The sequence below is a fragment of the Rheinheimera sediminis genome, from assembly GCF_004005375.1.
GTDB lineage: Bacteria > Pseudomonadota > Gammaproteobacteria > Enterobacterales > Alteromonadaceae > Pararheinheimera.
Map to the genome: position 1 here is coordinate 1 of NZ_RZUF01000043.1, position 17,454 is coordinate 17,454.

A 17,454-nucleotide genomic window follows, 5' to 3' on the forward strand; every position below is an offset into this window, starting at 1 on the left:
AAGGCCACTTAGGCTAGATGATTATCAGGTCACGTTGTTAATTATTAACAATGTGACCTGACTCCAGTTTTAGACTTACTTACAAGGCTGGTTTTTGCTGTTTACATGACAAACATGGATTTTGTTGGTGTAATTCAGCCATAAATCCCATTCGGTTTGCAAAGGTAAGCTACGCCATACCTTGTTAAAAACATAGAGCGACTCTTTGCCCGCTATGGATTTGTGCAAAATTTTGGAATAAGCGCCGCTTTTACTTTTACACTCAGATACCCACACCAAGGTCGGATAACCATTCACCGGCTCCTGGCTTAAAATCTGACTATCAAACAACTCGTCACAATTGCGCTGGCCTTGCTGATCATCAATGGTTTTGGTTTTCATCAGGTCGCTGTCAGGCTGTTGTTCAAACACAAAACTTTGCACATAATTGTCTGAATCAACGGATTGCCAGCGCATCTCAGTGACATTATCTAGATCTTTAGGATTGCTTTGGCTGACTGTCCATTCACCTTCAGGCAAAGGCATAGGTTGCTGTAACCGCTCTGTGTAACGGGGTATGGCACAAGCGGTCAGTAACATGCTGCTGATCAAAACAAAGCTGAAGTTGGTTTTCATAGGGCTCAAATTATTTATCATCAATGGGAGCAGAGCTTTTATCTGCTCCCTGTTGTTTTAAATGCTACAGGTATTTTTGTAAAAAGGCTAAATAAGCCTCTTGTGCCTTAATACGGTTTTCCTTTTTCAGAAAACCATGGCCTTCATCCGGAAATAATACATAGTCGACCGGTACATTCTGAGCTCGAATTGCTGCCACCATTTCATCGCTCTCAACCTGCAGTACCCGAGGATCATTAGCCCCTTGCACCACCAATACCGGCTTTTTCACTTTGTCGCCATGGAATACAGGCGAAATACGACGTAAACGCTCACCGTCTACTGCCGGGTCGCCCAGCTCCGCATACAAGGACTCACGGAAAGACTCCCACCAAGGTGGAATACTTTCTAAAGTGCGTACCCAGTTGGTTACACCAAAGATATTAATGCCGACTTTAAACTCATCGGTAAAAGCCATAGCTGCCATGGTCAGATAACCACCGTAACTGCCACCCATCACGCCAATACGGTCTGCCGCTACCCAGTCCAGCGATTGCAGGTATTTTTTACCGTACACTATGTCCTGTAAATCGTCTTCGCCGTGTCTTAAATCATCCAGGTGGAAAAAGGTTTTGCCATAACCGCTGGATCCTCTGTTATTGACCGATAACACGGCATACCCCTGATTAACCAAATGCTGAATGACAGGGCTGTAGCCTGTGCGCGACTGACCACCGGGACCACCATGGATCCAAATCAGGGCAGGAACTTTTGTACTGCTGCTGGCTTGTTTAGGTTTATACAGCAGGGCAGGTATGGCCAGGTCGTCAAAGCTTGGGTAACGCACCACTTCACTTTTCACCAGTACGTTTTCATCTATGGCTTTATCCAACGCCTGAGTTAAACGTTCAGCTTTGGGTTCTGACAGTTTCCAGACAAATAAATTAGAAGGGCTGTCGTCGGCATTGACGTAAAAGCTCAGGTACTGGCTGTCGTCCGAAAAGGTGACACCCCGTAAATCACCTGCAGGTAATTCAGGTAGTTGCAGGGCTTTACCTGTGCTTTGGTCTGTGATGCTGATTTTGGTCGATGCATCAGCGTTGACCGCTTCTACTTTGTATTTATTATCTTTGCTAAAGCCAATGTACATAATGTCCCAATCGGCTTTGCTGTAAGGTTTTACCGTTTTTTCAGTGATGTTGTAGGCAAAAGCTTCGCTGAATTCAGATTTCTCATCACTACCAAAAATCAGCTGATTATTATCACGGCTAAAACCATAGATGCCATGAGATACATTACCCTGATGGGGGGTGATATGTACTGGCGTTTTATCAGCGCTTTGCAAGTCAACCAAATACAGATTGTTGTCGGCATTAGTGCGCTCTTTCGATAAGGCGATATAGCGGCCATTATCGCTTAAAGCGCCAATGTCATAACCTTGGTTATTCTGATACACCAAAGTGCGTTGATAGTCGGTGCTGTTATAGCTGTACAGGTCAAAGAACTTCGGATCCCGTTCGTTACTCATCACCCAGAATTGGTTATCCTCTGTCCAGCCAATAAACTCGGCTTTATGTTTATCGCCCGGGGTTAAATCTTTGACTGAGCCATCCAATTCACGCACATATAAATGGTGCAGTTCGTTACCACCCTGATCGGCACGATAAAGAACACGGTCATCCTGCGGAAACCAGCCTACAGGTAAAATAGATTCGGTGGTGGAATTGGTCAGGGGCGTCCAGGTTTTGCCATCCAGACTGACTTTGTACAGGTTAAATACACCAGTCTCATCAGAGGCCACTAACAGCGCATCGGCTTTGTGGTTAATGTCATTCCCCAGATACGACTTGGTGGCATAAAACTGGGTTGGGCTATAGCCAGGAATAGCTTTGGCTTCAACCGCAGTTTCTGCCACAGCTGTGTCGGTTTTCGGCGTTTTATCACAGCCACTGAGCAGCAGGACACTGACCAATGCTGCAAGATAAAGTGGGGTGTTTTTCATACAAAATCCTTGAGAGTTATAGAATTGGATCCCAGTTCTGCCTTTACTGCCTGTAGGTCAGAATGTCGTTGAACGTTATCCAATCTACGGCATCAGAGCGCCAGACTCAAGGTTTGCTATTCAGCCCAACGTTGTCTGATTTCAAGGATTTGTTGCAGGTTTTCATCCAGCAAATCGACCAGCCTGGGTTCAAAATGCAAACCTTTTTGCTGGCGGATGTAATGCAAGGTTTCTTCAATGCTCCAGGCCTGCTTGTAAGGTCTGTCGCTGGTTAAGGCATCAAATACGTCGGATAAGGCAACAATGCGGGCTTCAACCGGAATTTGTTCACCGCTTAAGCCGAAAGGATAACCTGTGCCGTCCCATTTTTCGTGATGGTACAAAGCCACAGCTTTGGCCATTTTTAACAAATCAGATTCACAACCGCCAATAATTTCTGCTCCTATCAGCGGATGTTTTTGCATCTCTTTGTATTCGTCGCTTGTCAGCTTGCCAGGCTTCAGCAAAATACTGTCGGCCATACCTATTTTTCCTATGTCATGCATAGGGGCCGCATGCAGCAAGTCTTCGGCTTTTTGTTCACTAAAGCCATAAGCTAAAGCCAGCAGCTGGGAATAATGACTCATCCGCATCACATGTAAGCCGGTTTCATTGTCTTTGTATTCTGCGGCCCGGCCTAAACGTTGGATCACTTGCAACCGGGTTTGTTTCAGCTCCTGCGCCCGCACCAGGGATAAATGGGTTTTCACTCTGGCTCGCACTACAGCAGGGCTGATCGGTTTGGTGATGTAATCTACAGCTCCTACTTCAAAACCTTTGGTTTCATCCATTTCATCTTTTAAAGCTGTGACAAAAATCACCGGGATGTGACTGGTCGCCGGGTTGGCTTTTAAACGGGCACAGACATCAAAGCCGGTTAAACCAGGCATCATCACATCCAGCAGTATTAAATCGGCTTGTTCTTGTTCCAGCAGCTGTAAAGCTTCTTCACCACTTTTGGCAAAAAACAGGCGGTACTGCTCCTGCAATATAGTGCGCAGTACTCTTAAATTGGTGGGCTCATCATCTACCAGTAACAAGCTTTGTCTGTTTGTCATCACAACTCTCCTTCCGCCAGCCTCTGCTTTAACTGCTCAAGCAGTTGCAGCGCCAGATTAAAGTCAAAATCATTGACGGCATCGAGCAGCATTAGCACCAAAGACTGATGATTGCCGCTGTACTGCGATACTATATCTATAGTCCGCTCGTCCAGTTCATGCCTTAGTAACGATGGTTTGAACTGGTCGAGCAAGGCAGATAATTGTTGGTTATTCAGCTGTGTTGACTGTGCCTGGCCAGATTCGGGTTGCTCAGCCAGTAATTTCTGATACTCGGCTTCAAAGGTTGGCCAGCAATCCAGAATTTTTTGCACCAATTCTATGGCTCGTTGCTGCTGCTGCTGCCGGCTTGCTTGTTCCAGCTCAGCACTGACTTTGCTCAGCGGATCCAGACCTAAGTTTGCGCTGACACCTTTAACGGCGTGAGCCTGCTGTTGCACTAACTGATAATTTTCGGCCTGTAATTCTTCGATAGCTCTTTGGAGCTGTGGTAGTTGTTGCTGCAAAAACTGCTGCAATTGCGGCAGGTAGGTCGCAAGATTCCCCCAGAGCTGTAGTGCTTTTGGCAAATTAACGAACAGATCAGAGGCAGGAGTTAACATCAGTTGGGATAAAGGCTGCGGGACTTCAATTTGTAACACCTGCGCGATTTCAAAACATAAAGCGGCAAAATCTATAGGTTTACTGGCAAAACCCTGCATGCCAGCTTCTTTGGCTGCAGTTTTATCCTCGTCCAACACACTGGCTGTTAAGGCGATAACCGGCACTGTAGTTTTGTGATGCTCCTGCTCCCATAAGCGGATTTGCTGGCAGGCGTTCAGCCCATCCAGGTTTGGCATCTGAATATCCATCAGCACCAGATCAAAGGGCTGTTGCTGCACAGCTTTTACTGCTTCGATACCATCTGTTACCGCTACGACCTGATGTCCGGCGCGTTGTAGCAAGAGCTTCAGCAGTTCAAGATTTTGTGGGATATCGTCTGCTATCAGTACTTTTAAGGCTGGTAGTGCCGGCACATAACCTTGTTGAGCCGCAACAATGGCTTTACCTGCTTTGAGGGGTAAACTGAATTCAAAACAACTGCCCGCACCTTCAGTACTTTGCACGCTGATTTCGCCGCCCATCAGTTCTACCAATTGTTTGCTGATGGTGGTGCCAAGGCCAGTACCACCAAAGCGACGGCTCATTGAGGCATCAGCCTGAGTGAAGGCGTCAAAAATCAAGGCTAAGCGATCGCTTGCTATGCCAATGCCTGTATCCTGAATACTGAACTTGAGTTGCTGCTCTGCTGTTGGCGTCACCCGAACCCAGACTGAACCCTGATCAGTGAATTTAATCGCATTGCCTATCAGGTTGGTCAGTACCTGACGCAATCTGTCTGGTGCACCGTAGTAAAATTCACCAAGCTTGGGGTCCAGTTCCAGCTTCAGTTCCAGCTGTTTTTTGCGCGCCTGGATCCATAAAGTAGAGACTACAGCATCCAACACTGCGGGCAAAGAGAAGTCGCAGCAATCCAATTCCAGTTTGCCTTTTTCCAGTTTGGCGCTGTCCAGAATATCGTTCAGTAAATGCAATAATGAAAAAGCTGAACCATGAATAGTTGCCAGATGCTTTTTCTGTTCAGTAGAAAGGTCCGAGCTTAATAGCAAATCGCTGAAGCCGATAATAGCATTCATGGGCGTGCGGATTTCATGACTCATATTGGCAAGAAAAGCGCTACGGCTTTCGGCGGCCTGCTCAGCTTTATTTTTGGCCTCTAACAGCTCGACTTCCATCTGCTTACGCTGGCTGATATCCATAATAAAGCCATCCAGCCAAGCTATTTCGCCTTGATCGGTTTTAATGGCTTCGCCATATTCCAGCATCCAGCGTATAGAGCCGTCTTTATGATAGATGCGGTATTCAATACTGAAATTACCCTGATATAAATCCAATTGGCTGGTGGTGCTTATATCGTCTTTGTGCACTAAATCAGACCAGCTGCGTTTGGGAGATGGCAGCATAAAATCACTGGCAGGGTAACCTGACAGGCTTTCAACTGCGTCACTGATAAACAGCATGTCCCAGTTTTCATTATAAAAACAACGATACGCAGCCCCCGGAATATTGCCAATTAAAGAGCGAAACTTTTCTTCGTTTTCTTTTAACGCTTTCTCCATCTGCAAGCGCTGGCTGATGTCAGTGATAAAAGCGACGAAAATATCTTCGTTGGGTAATTTGACATGACCTATAGCCAGTCGAACCATGAGTGTCTGGCCATTTTTATGCATAGCTTCAACGTCACGGCCTATGCCAATAATTTTTGCTGTGCCTGTGGCCAGATAGTTACTCAAATAGGAGTCATGATGAGGCCGAATGGCCGCAGGGGTGAGAATATTAACGTTCTTCTGCAGCAACTCGGCTTGAGTCCAGCCAAAAATTTGTTCTGCAGCTTTATTCATGCCACGGATCAGGCCCTGAGCATTAATGGTGACTATGCCATCGACTGCTGTATCCATCATAGCCAGTAAACGGCTCTCACTGGTTTTAGCGACAGCACTGACCTCGCGATATTTCAACAGTAAGTTGATGGCAAAAACAAAACTACTGATGAGTAAAGTCGCAAAACTAATGCCCATCGCGAGTATCAAAGGCATTTCTCCATTCTGCTCAGCAGGTCTAAAGCCTACCGGAGGCACAAAGCGAGCTGCAGCCATACCTGTGTAATGCATGCCTGTGATAGCAGAGCCCATCACCAAGCTGCTCCATAGCGTGGACCAGGTCGGGGCCAAATGAAAACGTTTTAAGCCAAAACGGATCCAGAGCGCCACTATGGCAAGCACCACAGCAACCAGAATAGAGAGTAAAAACATCGGCAAGTCGTAACGCAATGCGATCGACATTTGCATGGCGGCCATGCCACTGTAGTGCATAGTGCCAATACCTGCGCCCACCAAAAGTCCACCCAGCAACAGCCTGGGCAGGCTGATCTGCTTTTTACTGATCAGATCCAAAGCAACCCAGGACGCTGCGACACTGGGTAGCATAGACAACAGAGTTAAACCAAAGTGATAATTGACTTCTGTGCATAAAGTGAAGGCCAGCATGCCGATAAAATGCATAGACCAGACGCCACCGCCAAGCGCCACACTGCCGCTGCCAAGCATCAATAAACGTAAGGAATTTTTTCGGATACTAATAGCCTGAGCTGTGATTTGCAGCGCCATGGCAGAAGCAAATACAGCTATAAAAAACGACAGAACCACTAAACTGAGATCGTAACTGCCAGATAACAGCAATGGATCGGCTGGATGTTCAAACAACTGACTTAACCATTCCATTACTTTTACCTCTTACTGCTGATTTGCCTTATTGCAACTTCAATTCATTGGAGCCACTTCATGGTTAGCTGCATAATCCTCTACAGCACGCCAAACCCTTAGTGTATTGCCGGATAATATTTTTTCAATTTCCTGCTCTGTATAGCCACGTTCTAATAAACCGCGGATCAGGTTGGGGTAGGTAGACACATCTTTTAACTGCTCTGGCAACGAATCTCCTACACCATCATAGTCTGAGCCTATGCCAACATAGTCTATGCCAACCAGGTTTTTCACATAATCTATATGGTCCAGCACTTTGTCTAAAGAGGCAAAGGGGTAAGGATGTTGCTTTTTGTATTCTGCAGTAAAGGCGTCTTTATCGGTTTGGCCTGATGCTTTAAAAGCGCCATCACGTTGCAGACCCCACTGATTTGCAGCTGAAACGACAAAAGCTGAGCCAAAGTTAATTTGGATCACACCACCGTTTTTCGCCAGTGCTTTAATCATTTTGTCATCCATATTACGTTCAAAACCAGGTACAAAAGCCCGTAATGAGGAGTGTGAAGCGATCACTGGCACTTTACTAAGTTCAACTGCCTGATAAAAAGCGTCGTCAGAAACGTGAGAGATATCGATCATCACACCTGTTTCATTCATAGCTTTGACCAACTTTTTACCAAAGGGGCTTAAACCTTTCCATTGCCGGCGCAAATCATAACTGGAGTCGGCTATATGATTGCTTTCAGAGTGAGTCAGGGTGATGTAACGAATACCGCGGTCATAAAAATGCTGCAGGTTTTCCAGCTTACCTTCAATAGGAGTGCCATTTTCCATACCCAAAGCCAGTGAAATTTTGCCTTCTTTAAAGTGTTTGGCTAAATCGGTGCTGTGATAGGCCATGGCAAATTTGTCCGGCGCGCGGCCTACTAAGGCTTCCATAGTGTCGATGAGTTGGTTGGCAAACAGATAACCACCGCCTTTTTTTTCATAAGAAGACGGAATATAAATCGACATAAAAGGTGCATTTAAACCACCAGCTTTAGCGCGAGGGTAGTCAAATTCGCCTCTTTTGGTGGCTTTGCTGACATCTTCCCAGTCATCATGTAAACGGTAAGGCACATCGATATGAGTGTCGATAATTAACATGCTTTGGGCGATTTTATTGGCCTGTTGGCTAAAGTCTGCCGCTATAACTGGCAGACTCAAAGCGGCGACCATACTGATGGATAATAAAGAAAAGCGCATACAAGCCTCGATAGTTTCTGGGTGGAAGATACCGTTGTCTGTTGCAACGGTTTTTCCTAATCTATCGCGCTTTGAGCTTCTGGTATAGGCCTAAGTCTCTCCTGGATGCGGAATTCAGCGAGCGATCAAAGGATCAACAACGCCTCCTTTCGGGGAGTCGTTTACACTGTTATGGCACCAGCCAGCCAGAGAGCCGCAGGCTGTAGCAAGCAAATATATTAAGAAGCACAGTTAACCAAAACAGCAGTTGAAAGCTGACTTTTCTGTTTTTATGCCTGAACCAGTGTTGGGCGACAAAAGCAGCAGGCCAGCCGCCAGCCAGGCCTAAAAGTAATAAAGTGCTTTCCTGAGTGCGCCATGCCTGTTGTTCAGCTGCTTTTTTATCCCGCCAGTAGCCAAACAAAGTCACAGCGTTGATCAACAAAAAAACATACTTCAGCCAACCTGGCACTAACAGTTGCCAGTCCAGATACAGCAGCCATAAGGTCAGCAGCACAAAAAGGCCGATGCTGAATTTTAAACTGAAGCGAAACGCTGAAGCTGTGGGCTGCATTTGGGAAATCCTCTGTAATAGATACAAAATGAGTGAAGAAACTTACATTGGTTAAACGCCTACTTTTTCGCTCTTGTCTTGCGGTAGGCAGTTATTTAACGGCCTACTATAAAGAATGTTAACTGAAGATCCACTGAACTGAAGTGCTTTGTATAGTTGTGGCAGTCTTCAAGTGATCTGTCTGTGCGGTGTTGGTTGTGTTAAAGCAACCATCGGCTTAATCTGCTGATAAGTACCTGTCGCTCTCCACTGATTGTGCTCAACCTTTGCCAGACCAGATTTTGTTTCCTGTTGTGTTACGAGGTCAGTTGGAACCTTGGTTAATAAATGGTAAATTTAATGTGCCAGAAGTAGGAGATGCTTTGGCAGACCTGGTAAGGGCTGCTTGCAGTAGAAAAAAGTGGGACTGAATCTTCTGGACTGCTTATTTTTTATGCTCAAGCTGCAAGGCCGCCGAATTTCCCCATTCACCTAAGGATGATAAATGCGAGTACCTAAAAAAATCCTGGCTCTTTTCACTATGCTGTTGGTTTTAACAGGCTGCGGCACAGTGCGAACCCTGGAGCCCGAAAAAGGCAAAGTAGCGATCAGTTTCAACAATAAAAAAAGTTACTGTCAGTCTATTCCACGCATCTACAGCGGGACTGCCCATAACTTCTGCCAACTCTATGGCGAGCCAACTCGAAGTGGGCATAACACAGCTATGGATTTCTCTTTTTGGGCTTCTGACACATTGCTTTGTGCCGTTACTGATACCTTAGTGTTGCCTTACACTGTTATCCGTCAGATCCAGGACGGAGCACTGCAGGTGGAGCACTGAGACGTTGTCTTTGCTGCTGCAAATAAAGCAGCGGCCCAAGCGCTGCAATCAGCAGCAAGGCGTACAACATATGTTCTGCTATAGCCACTGCCAGAATGAAGCACAAGGCCAAACTTAACAGACACAAGCCTTTATAGCGGCCGGGCAGCAGTTGATAAGCTGCTGCCATACTGAGCAGATAAATCACCACGAAAACGCCGTTGACCCAGCTGATTAAATCTTCCAGCTGCTGGCCGCTAAACCAAGTCAGAACTAAGACGCCAGCCATGGCAGCGATAACGGCAGTTAAAGCACGTTGTGGCATCAGGTAAGCATTTTTCTGTTGAAAATAAGCAGGAGTAATACCTTGTTCGCTAAAGCTGGCCAAAGAACGCGCCACACTGGCGGTATAAACATTGACTGTGGCTATGCCACTACAAAAGCCCAAGATGCCAAGTACCAGTTCGCCATAGCCTCCCAGCAACTGATTAAAAACGCCAATCATAGCCAGCGGATGGCCAGAGCCCATCACCAACACCAGATAGCTACAGGCCAGATAAATAGCACCAACCACCAGGCAACCGCGGATCAGCGCAGCTAGTAAATCTTTGCTGGCATCTCTGAAATCATGAGCCAAATGTGTCATAGCTTCGATGCCTAAAAAACTCCAGAAAGCAATAGCACAGGCCGCCGCTAATGCGCTGCCATTAAAATCAGGCAAAGAGAGCTGTTGCAGGTTTTGCTGTTGCAGCAAGCCAAAGGCCAGTAATAACAGCAACACAACGGCAATAATCAACAGGGTTAAGCCAAACTGCAATCGGGCTGAGAGCTGTAAACCCCGGTAGTTCAGCAGCCATAATAACCCAAGCAAACCCAGTTCAACCGGTAAGCGCCATTGTTGGGCCTGTGGTATCAAGGGGGCAATAAATTCAAAAGTAATCATTAATGCAGCAGATGCGCCCAGTGGCACCACCAACAAAAACATCAGACCCAAAATTCGGCCTGTCAGTTCACCAAAAGCTAAAGCGACAAAATGCGCAGGCCCGGTGGCATGAGGGAAACGGCTGGCGAGCAAACCAAAAGTAAAGGCCAAAGGCAAAACTGCAACAGTGAGTAACAGCCAGGCCAGCAAAGCCCATGGACCAGCCACTGCGACAGTCATTTGCGGCAGAATAAATACTCCGGTACCCAGTAAGGTGGTGGCCATCAATGCCGCGCCTTGCCAGCGTCCAATTCCTTTGTGTGACATAGTTTTTCTCTTCGGTTAGGGCTGGTGATATTCTAATAAAAACTCAGGCTGCAAACTGCGGTTTTGTAACGTGAAAATGCAGTTGTATTGATAAAAACGGCGGCAAAATGCCGGAGCATCTACATCCGGATAACTTCACGATGTAGAATTCACATCTTGAGGTCACTGGGGTATATAGATGGATAAATTTGATCAACATATTCTGGCCGAACTGAAAAAAGATGCGCGGCAAAGTGTGTCTACTTTAGCGGAGAAAGTCAGCTTGTCGCGCACTGCTGTGTCCGACCGCATTAAGCGGCTGGAGCAGAGCGGGGTGATCCGCGGTTATCAGGTACTATTGTCTGAGTCACAAAAAAGTGCGGTGTCAGCTTATTTTGAAATTCAGCACAGGTGTGGTCGTTGTGCCGACGTGATGCATGTGTTTCGGGCTATTCCTGAAGTGATGACTTGCCACGGTATCAGCGGTGAGATGGATTTATTGGTTTATGTCAAAACCGGATCTATGCAGCGCCTGCATGAAATACGAGAGTTATTGGACGCGGAATTGGATGTGATTAAAATCCGCACTCATGTGGTGATGAGTGAATGGATTAACAATCTGGCTTAAAAGACCGGGCCAGTGTGGAGCGAACCAGGCAGTTACGCCCTGCATCTTTAGCCTGATACAAAGCCCGATCTGCCAGTTCGATCAGACTTTCGCTGTCCATGTCAGAGGGTGGAATATCACAGTACCAGCCGATACTGACGGTGCAGTGGCCTTGTTGCTTATTCAATTGCACCTGATGGGCTTCCAGGCGCTGTAAAAAGTCCTGCAATAACTTCTGCATAGTCTCTGCGTCGCAGCCTACGCTGACCAATATAAATTCTTCACCGCCATAACGCACCAGTAAGTCGTCTTTACGTTGGAACTGGCTTTGGCATAAAGCAGCAAAGTCTTTTAAACATTGATCCCCAAAATTGTGACCAAGCTTATCGTTAATACGTTTAAAGTGGTCTAAATCCATCATGGCTAAGGTGAGCGGCAACTGTTGGCGTTGACACAAAGCCAACGCTTGTTGCACCCGAGGCTCAAAGTATTGCCTGTTGTACAAGCCGGTTAAAGGGTCATGCTGGCTCAGTTGCTCCAGTCTTCTGTTTGCTTCAATCAGTGCCAAATTTAGTTTTTTCAGTTTCAGATAACTGATGCTGATGATAGACATCAATAGCACAAAGGCTACCAGCATTTGCCAGAACAACTCATAGTCAAAACCCTGATCGTAGCGAACTGCCAGCCAGTGATTATTGATCAGTTGTTTTTGTTCCGGGCTTATCTCTGCCAGCAAGATATCGAAAATTTCCAGCAGTATAGGTTCATCGTTACGGCAAGCCATACTCAGTTGCGTATCTTCAGGCAAGCGTCCCGCTATTTTCAGATTGGTGATGCTGTTTTGTTGCAGACTGAAGCTAATACTTCCCATGTTGCCCAGCATGCCGAACAAGTTACCGGCCTGCACCTGCAATAGCCCTTGTTCATAGTCATGAAATGGGACCAGCTGTAGTTGAGGATAACGTTGCTGATACAGCTCAAGTGTACCAAATCCTGCTCTGATCCCTACAGGGGATAAGGCGGGAATATCAGCTACTGAGCGGATAAAAGCTTTGTCTTTGGTTGTCACAACCACATTTGGAACGGCCAGGTATGCTTTGCTGAAGTTTAAATAGTCCAGACGGGATGGAGTAGGCATGGCGAGGGTGAGCAGATCGCAGTGTCTGTCTTTCGCAGCTTGCAGCGAGGCGGGCCAGTCTGAGGTTGGATGCAGTTGCAGTGGCACGGGCAACATCTTTTGCAGTAAGGCCATGTATTCGGCTGAAATACCTGTGTGTTTGCCATGCTCAGACAAAGCTTCAAAAGGCAGCCAGTCCGGGTCTATACAATAAGTGACTTTCCCTCTTTGTTGCAGATACCGGGTCTGAGCATCAGACAGGATAGGTGTTGCCCATACCGTTGTATTTGCCATGAAAAAGCAAAACAAAAGAATGGAGCCGGTACCCTTAAAGCCCAATGCTGACATGAGATAAACTGCCCTGTGTTATGGCATATGCTCTTTAGCACCATAGGTCTGGTTTAGGTACGCTGCAAGGTAAATAGCAAAATATAAACAGAAGAGGCCTGAAATAACTTGAACTCGGGATAAGCTGTGTCACTGAAAAGGCATATTTTTGCTGCTTGAAATCGACAAAAATCTGTGAATTCAGTCAGCAGAGACTTTAGTTTGTTGTAGTAATTTTACTTTGTTGATTTAATTCATTAAATCGAAAAGTATCGATACTCATTATCCCTATTTTGTGTACATCAGGTTAGCCAGAAGTGCGCTGAGACAAAATGCCCCATGAAGGGGCGTGAGCTTAGTTGATGTTGGCTGTAAGTAGCTTGCCGTCTACCAGCGGAAGGCGTTCTGCCGGCTCTTCATTTAAGCGGGTTTTGTGTACTTTCCCGTTCAGCAGGTAAGTAACGTCGTAACCCACAACTCGTTGTTCTTTTTTCTGCACTGTTTTACAAACGCGACGTGTCGTACTCTCTACATCTTTGTTTTGCATGTCGTTTTGCACTTGTTTACCGGCATAACCACCAGCTGCCGCTCCTGCAACAGTCGCAATCTTTTTACCTGAACCACCGCCCACCTGATTACCCAGTACACCACCTACTACAGCACCTAACACAGTGCCTGCGATTTGATGTTGGTCTTGAACAGCTTTTTTCTGCTGTACAATCTGGTCGGTACATTGTTCAACCGGCACGTTATAGCTTTCATAGACAGCTTTGCTGGCAACAACTTCGGCGTATTCTGGTTTTTTATCAATATAGCTGTAGCCTGCCATAGAGCCTAAAGCAGTAACGGCTATACCACCTACTACTAAACCTGCAATAAGAGACTTGTTCATCCTACACCTCAATTCTTTGTTATAAAGTTCGATTGCCTGCGGCAATGAAGTTGAGCATAGTGTAGGTGTGTCAAACTGTACTCAAACTGAATTTTGAACTGAAGTTACCGTTAAGTTATGTCTGAGCTGCTCTTTGAATTTTTTCCGAAACAATTTCAGCCTTTTAAAAAAGGTAAAACATAAGAGCAACTGGCTTCTACCTGATAGCCTTGTCGGGAGGCCCAGCTTAGGCCTGCTTTAACCAGTTGTTTAGCTAAACCTTTTCCTCTGGCACTTTCCGGAACATAGGTGCGGTAAAAATTGATTTTATTTGAGTTTGGGTCAAGGCTATATAAGAGCTCTGCCTGTGCTTTCTCCCACTGAATAACAAAGCGATTTTCTTGAGGATGGTGCTGGATCTCAACAGATATGGTCATATAGAACGGCCTGAGTAGGTGAAGAGTAATCTGCTGCAGACTAAACTTTTTCTGAGGGCGGGTATAGACCCAAGTGAGCGCAAGATGCAGCATTCAGCGGGAGAACAAAGGGCATTCGCTAAAGCCACTGTTTGACGTTTGAGTGGTTCTAAAACGATAACAGTGAACTACAGAGGTAAACGCATGCGATGGTCGTTATTTTTATGTATCGCCATCAGTTTGACGGCGCAGGCCAAAACAGAGCTGACTATTCTGGTTGGTCTGGATAAACCCCCTTATATCGAGTTAAAAGATAGCTCAGGCTACGAGCTGGATTTGTTACGTGTGCTGAGCAAAAAAATGGGTTTCGATGCCGTTTTTTTGCATGTGCCTAATGCCAGGATTAAAGACTTAATGTTGGATGGGCGAGCCGATATGGCGACTTTGCAAAGGCCAGACCCGGAACAGCAGGTTTTGTATTATTCACAGCCCTACATTCGTTATCAGAATATTGCAGCCAGTCTGGCATCCAAAACTTTGCAGTTGCACCAGTTGGAACAGCTGAAACCTTATTCTGTAGTGGCTTTTCATAATGCCCGCACATTGTTAGGGCCTGACTATCAGCAGGTGGTGCCCTTGATGATGAATTATCAGGAAGTGGCCCATCAGCGTCAGCAACTGCAAATGTTATTGCTGGAACGATGTGATGTCGTAGTGATGGACAGGAATATTTTTTATTACTATGCCAAGTTGGCGGGCCACGGTATGCAGTCTTTTGATGTTGCAGCCCTGTTTCAACCCAGCTTGTATAGTGTTGCTTTTACAAATCCACAATTAAGGAAAAAATTTGACAAGGCTCTGGCTGAGGTGCAGCTGGAACCTGTGTTTACTCAGCTGCAGCTGAAGTATTTTTCTGAAGTGAATCAGCAGCTTCAGTGGCTTCAACCTGAGTAGGCTCAGTACTGCCGGTTTCGGTCTGCAGTTCTTGCGCTTTTTGTTTTAAGCGGATGGAATTTTTCACCAAAATATTTTTCTTTTGTTTGGCTCTTTTGCTGATTTTCTTTTTTAACGCTTTGCTTGAACTCATGATGTCACTTCTTACTCCAGATAGAGTAACCAGTTTACCTGACTCTGTTTATATACCCAAGAAATTGCTGCAGCTTCTGTAGGGGCGGGGTTGATCGCTGCCCGTCCATAATGCCAAGCCGATGCTGGACAGGTTTTTCCCGCTTGTCTTGTGTCTCATTCTGGCCGCAGCAAGGGGATCAAAACCAGCGGTCTTTCACCATGCCGTAATGAAAATAACCCCACTGGCCTAAACGCCGTAGTGCTGGCAAAGGGAATTGTGGTAAAAGGGTCTGATAGATTGGAATAGCAGGTAGGGGCAGCCCCATTAAACGTTCGGCCAGTCGTTTACCTGCCTGAACTGAAAAGGTCAGGCCACTGCCGCAATAGCCCATGCTGTAAAGTACATTGCCGTTATCATCTGCCTGAGCCAGATGGGGGATATCGTCCAGCGCCATACAAATCCAGCCTGACCAGCTGTAGTGGTAATTTAAGGACTGCAAAGCAGGAAAACTCAGTTTAAGCACTTCAAGTAAACGACGGGCAAAATAAGGATCTTCTGCGCCCTGACCTGTAATAGCTCCACGGCCACCAAACAAAATTCTGTTGTCAGGTAGTTTACGGTAGTAATACTTCAGGGCTCGGGTGTCCATGATGACTTGTGAGGTTAAAAAGTTGCAGGCCGCCAGCTGAGCTTCAGACAAAGGTTCTGTGACAATAATTTGTGATAACACAGGCAAAGTGCGGGACTGCACCCCACTGTGTAGTAGTTTAGGTGTGTAACCATTGCTTGCTATCACTACTTTTTTTGCCCTGACCAAGCCTTGTGGTGTGTTCAAAAGCTGATGTTCCCCGTCTTGTTGCCACTGGGTGACAGGGCTTGAGCTGTGAATTTTAGCCCCTGCGGTTCTGGCCAGTTGCTGATAACCCCAGGCTAGTTTTAATGGATTAACACCAAAACCATCGTAAAAACGCAAGGCGGCATAGGCGTGTTGGTCGGCAACAAATTTCTGATGTAACTCGTCACGACTGAATAACTCCACCTGATAACCAAATTCTCTTTGTAACAAGCTGGCTTGCTGCTGCAGGGTTTTGATCATAGAGGGCTTATGCGCCATCCGTAAATAACCTGATTCTTGCTGGTCGCAGTCTATACCTGTGGCAATCAGTGCTTTGACGGTTTCAAGGCCAGCACAAAATTCGTTATAAATGCCGTGCATGGCGGCGTCACCATACTGGGCCCGCATGACCGAATAGGGTTTCCGCCCCGAGGATTTCAATACAAAACCCGCATTACGACCGCTGCAGCCCCAGGCTGTTTGATTGGCTTCCAGTACCACTGCTTTGACGCCATGTTCGGCTGCCAGATGATAAGCGCAGGATAAGCCGGTATAACCAGCGCCGATAATAGCGACATCCACTGATAAATCCTGCTGCAACTGCCCATCATCTGCTGGTGCTGCGCCTGAATGAGCGGCCCAATAGCTCTGTGGGTAAGGCTGGCCCTGGCCTGGATGAGGGTCGATTAGCGGGTCATACATCCGTTTTTCCTTTTGTTACAGCTCAATGTTGTATTAGCAGGAGATTTTGGTGATCATGGCAAGAACCATAGAGAAAACCAAGAGCCTTTTATGTTTTCCACAGCTATTCAGTATCGCCAATTGCAACTGCAGGATTATGCAGCTTTGCTGCAATTAGCCAATCAGGTGCATGGCGAAGGTTATCTGGATCAACAGGCTCTGGCTTATTTCCATCAGTTGAGTATTAAACAAGGCATAGATGCCAGTTTCGTCGCTTATGCCGACCAGCAACTGGTGGGGTTTCGTTTATGTTGGGCTGCCGGACAATGGCAACCGGACCACTGGTGCAGCACAGAGCTTTGGAAAACCGCTGTGGCCGATACCAGCTATTTTAAATGCAATACCATAGCCCCGCTGTGGCAGGGGCGAGGTGTAGGCGGTGAATTAATGAATCGCTCCATAGCGGCCTTAAAGCAGCAAGGCGCCAAGGCGGGTGTCGCACACTTATGGCGGCAAAGTCCGGGCAATGCGGCGGTGAAGTATTTCAGCAAGCAAGGTGGGCAGTTGGTAAAAATTCATCCGGATAAATGGCGTGAAGACAGCCATAACGGTTATGAATGTGTGCGTTGTGGTTTTGATTGTCGCTGTGAAGCTGCTGAGATGATTATCTATTTCTGAAAATCCTGCGTCCTTGGCGCTGTGGCTGCGTTG

15 protein-coding genes are annotated in these 17,454 nt (G+C 46.5%); 4 read left to right on the top strand and 11 right to left on the bottom strand.

Translation table 11 applies throughout. The features are described from left to right. Positions 1-75: 75 nt before the first annotated feature. From EMM73_RS18915 to EMM73_RS18940, 6 genes are all read right to left on the bottom strand, one after another. The gene (locus tag EMM73_RS18915; RefSeq protein ID WP_145987573.1) at positions 76-615 is read right to left on the bottom strand and encodes a hypothetical protein; all 540 of its coding nucleotides are present in this window, start codon (positions 613-615) and stop codon (positions 76-78) included. A 64-nt stretch (positions 616-679) separates the two neighbouring features. Then, positions 680-2,596 (bottom strand): S9 family peptidase, encoded by a 1,917-nt coding sequence (locus tag EMM73_RS18920; protein ID WP_127688340.1) that lies wholly within the window; start codon positions 2,594-2,596, stop codon positions 680-682. Positions 2,597-2,712: 116 nt separating this feature from the next. Further along, positions 2,713-3,693: a response regulator gene (locus tag EMM73_RS18925; protein ID WP_127688341.1), complete on the bottom strand. Its 981-nt coding sequence runs from the start codon at positions 3,691-3,693 to the stop codon at positions 2,713-2,715. Further along, positions 3,693-7,013, bottom strand: coding sequence for an MHYT domain-containing protein (locus EMM73_RS18930; RefSeq protein WP_127688342.1), 3,321 nt, complete (start codon positions 7,011-7,013; stop codon positions 3,693-3,695). The genes EMM73_RS18925 and EMM73_RS18930 overlap by 1 nt, the downstream gene beginning before the upstream one ends. Positions 7,014-7,052: 39 nt before the next feature. Further along, a complete protein-coding gene (locus EMM73_RS18935; RefSeq protein ID WP_127688343.1) occupies positions 7,053-8,240 on the bottom strand; it encodes a dipeptidase in 1,188 nt (395 codons plus the stop codon). Between the two features lie 169 nt (positions 8,241-8,409). Beyond that, entirely contained in the window at positions 8,410-8,793 is a 384-nt protein-coding gene (locus EMM73_RS18940) for a DUF1294 domain-containing protein (RefSeq protein ID WP_127688344.1), read from the bottom strand. A 484-nt stretch (positions 8,794-9,277) separates the two neighbouring features. Here EMM73_RS18940 and EMM73_RS18945 point away from each other — a divergent pair, with 484 nt between their 5' ends. Beyond that, positions 9,278-9,613, top strand: a complete 336-nt coding sequence (locus tag EMM73_RS18945) for a YceK/YidQ family lipoprotein (protein ID WP_127688345.1) — start codon at positions 9,278-9,280, stop codon at positions 9,611-9,613. Here the strand turns inward: EMM73_RS18945 and yjeH are convergent. After that, positions 9,570-10,841, bottom strand: a complete 1,272-nt coding sequence (gene yjeH, locus EMM73_RS18950) for an L-methionine/branched-chain amino acid transporter (RefSeq protein ID WP_127688346.1) — start codon at positions 10,839-10,841, stop codon at positions 9,570-9,572. The two genes, EMM73_RS18945 and yjeH, sit on opposite strands and share 44 nt — an antisense overlap. A gap of 178 nt (positions 10,842-11,019) precedes the next feature. Here yjeH and EMM73_RS18955 point away from each other — a divergent pair, with 178 nt between their 5' ends. Beyond that, complete coding sequence (locus EMM73_RS18955) at positions 11,020-11,448, top strand: Lrp/AsnC family transcriptional regulator (protein WP_127688347.1); 429 nt, start codon at positions 11,020-11,022, stop codon at positions 11,446-11,448. Here the strand turns inward: EMM73_RS18955 and EMM73_RS18960 are convergent. From EMM73_RS18960 to EMM73_RS18970, 3 genes are all read right to left on the bottom strand, one after another. After that, positions 11,432-12,838, bottom strand: coding sequence for a diguanylate cyclase (locus EMM73_RS18960; protein WP_186435297.1), 1,407 nt, complete (start codon positions 12,836-12,838; stop codon positions 11,432-11,434). The genes EMM73_RS18955 and EMM73_RS18960 overlap by 17 nt on opposite strands. Positions 12,839-13,226: 388 nt before the next feature. Further along, positions 13,227-13,763 carry a glycine zipper 2TM domain-containing protein gene (locus EMM73_RS18965; protein WP_127688349.1) on the bottom strand — a complete coding sequence of 179 codons (537 nt, stop codon included), beginning with the start codon at positions 13,761-13,763 and terminating at the stop codon, positions 13,227-13,229. A gap of 155 nt (positions 13,764-13,918) precedes the next feature. Further along, positions 13,919-14,179, bottom strand: a complete 261-nt coding sequence (locus tag EMM73_RS18970; RefSeq protein WP_127688350.1) for a GNAT family N-acetyltransferase — start codon at positions 14,177-14,179, stop codon at positions 13,919-13,921. A gap of 183 nt (positions 14,180-14,362) precedes the next feature. Between EMM73_RS18970 and EMM73_RS18975 the strand changes: the two genes are divergently transcribed. After that, a complete protein-coding gene (locus tag EMM73_RS18975) occupies positions 14,363-15,112 on the top strand; it encodes a substrate-binding periplasmic protein (RefSeq protein WP_127688351.1) in 750 nt (249 codons plus the stop codon). 311 nt (positions 15,113-15,423) lie between these two features. On the opposite strand, the gene EMM73_RS18980 is transcribed toward EMM73_RS18975, so the two are convergent. Further along, positions 15,424-16,764, bottom strand: coding sequence for an NAD(P)/FAD-dependent oxidoreductase (locus tag EMM73_RS18980; protein WP_127688352.1), 1,341 nt, complete (start codon positions 16,762-16,764; stop codon positions 15,424-15,426). 90 nt (positions 16,765-16,854) lie between these two features. Here EMM73_RS18980 and EMM73_RS18985 point away from each other — a divergent pair, with 90 nt between their 5' ends. Beyond that, positions 16,855-17,421 carry a GNAT family N-acetyltransferase gene (locus tag EMM73_RS18985; protein WP_127688353.1) on the top strand — a complete coding sequence of 189 codons (567 nt, stop codon included), beginning with the start codon at positions 16,855-16,857 and terminating at the stop codon, positions 17,419-17,421. Positions 17,422-17,454 lie beyond the last annotated feature (33 nt).

Coding starts and splice junctions, on each gene's coding strand:
- EMM73_RS18945 (WP_127688345.1), top strand. CDS start 9,278: ATGCGAGTACCTAAAAAAATCCTGGCTCTTTTCACTATGCTGTTGGTT.
- EMM73_RS18930 (WP_127688342.1), bottom strand. CDS start 7,013: ATGGAATGGTTAAGTCAGTTGTTTGAACATCCAGCCGATCCATTGCTG.
- EMM73_RS18985 (WP_127688353.1), top strand. CDS start 16,855: ATGTTTTCCACAGCTATTCAGTATCGCCAATTGCAACTGCAGGATTAT.
- EMM73_RS18935 (WP_127688343.1), bottom strand. CDS start 8,240: ATGCGCTTTTCTTTATTATCCATCAGTATGGTCGCCGCTTTGAGTCTG.
- EMM73_RS18940 (WP_127688344.1), bottom strand. CDS start 8,793: ATGCAGCCCACAGCTTCAGCGTTTCGCTTCAGTTTAAAATTCAGCATC.
- EMM73_RS18970 (WP_127688350.1), bottom strand. CDS start 14,179: ATGACCATATCTGTTGAGATCCAGCACCATCCTCAAGAAAATCGCTTT.
- EMM73_RS18925 (WP_127688341.1), bottom strand. CDS start 3,693: ATGACAAACAGACAAAGCTTGTTACTGGTAGATGATGAGCCCACCAAT.
- EMM73_RS18980 (WP_127688352.1), bottom strand. CDS start 16,764: ATGTATGACCCGCTAATCGACCCTCATCCAGGCCAGGGCCAGCCTTAC.
- EMM73_RS18965 (WP_127688349.1), bottom strand. CDS start 13,763: ATGAACAAGTCTCTTATTGCAGGTTTAGTAGTAGGTGGTATAGCCGTT.
- EMM73_RS18920 (WP_127688340.1), bottom strand. CDS start 2,596: ATGAAAAACACCCCACTTTATCTTGCAGCATTGGTCAGTGTCCTGCTG.
- yjeH (WP_127688346.1), bottom strand. CDS start 10,841: ATGTCACACAAAGGAATTGGACGCTGGCAAGGCGCGGCATTGATGGCC.
- EMM73_RS18915 (WP_145987573.1), bottom strand. CDS start 615: ATGAAAACCAACTTCAGCTTTGTTTTGATCAGCAGCATGTTACTGACC.
- EMM73_RS18955 (WP_127688347.1), top strand. CDS start 11,020: ATGGATAAATTTGATCAACATATTCTGGCCGAACTGAAAAAAGATGCG.
- EMM73_RS18975 (WP_127688351.1), top strand. CDS start 14,363: ATGCGATGGTCGTTATTTTTATGTATCGCCATCAGTTTGACGGCGCAG.
- EMM73_RS18960 (WP_186435297.1), bottom strand. CDS start 12,838: ATGGCAAATACAACGGTATGGGCAACACCTATCCTGTCTGATGCTCAG.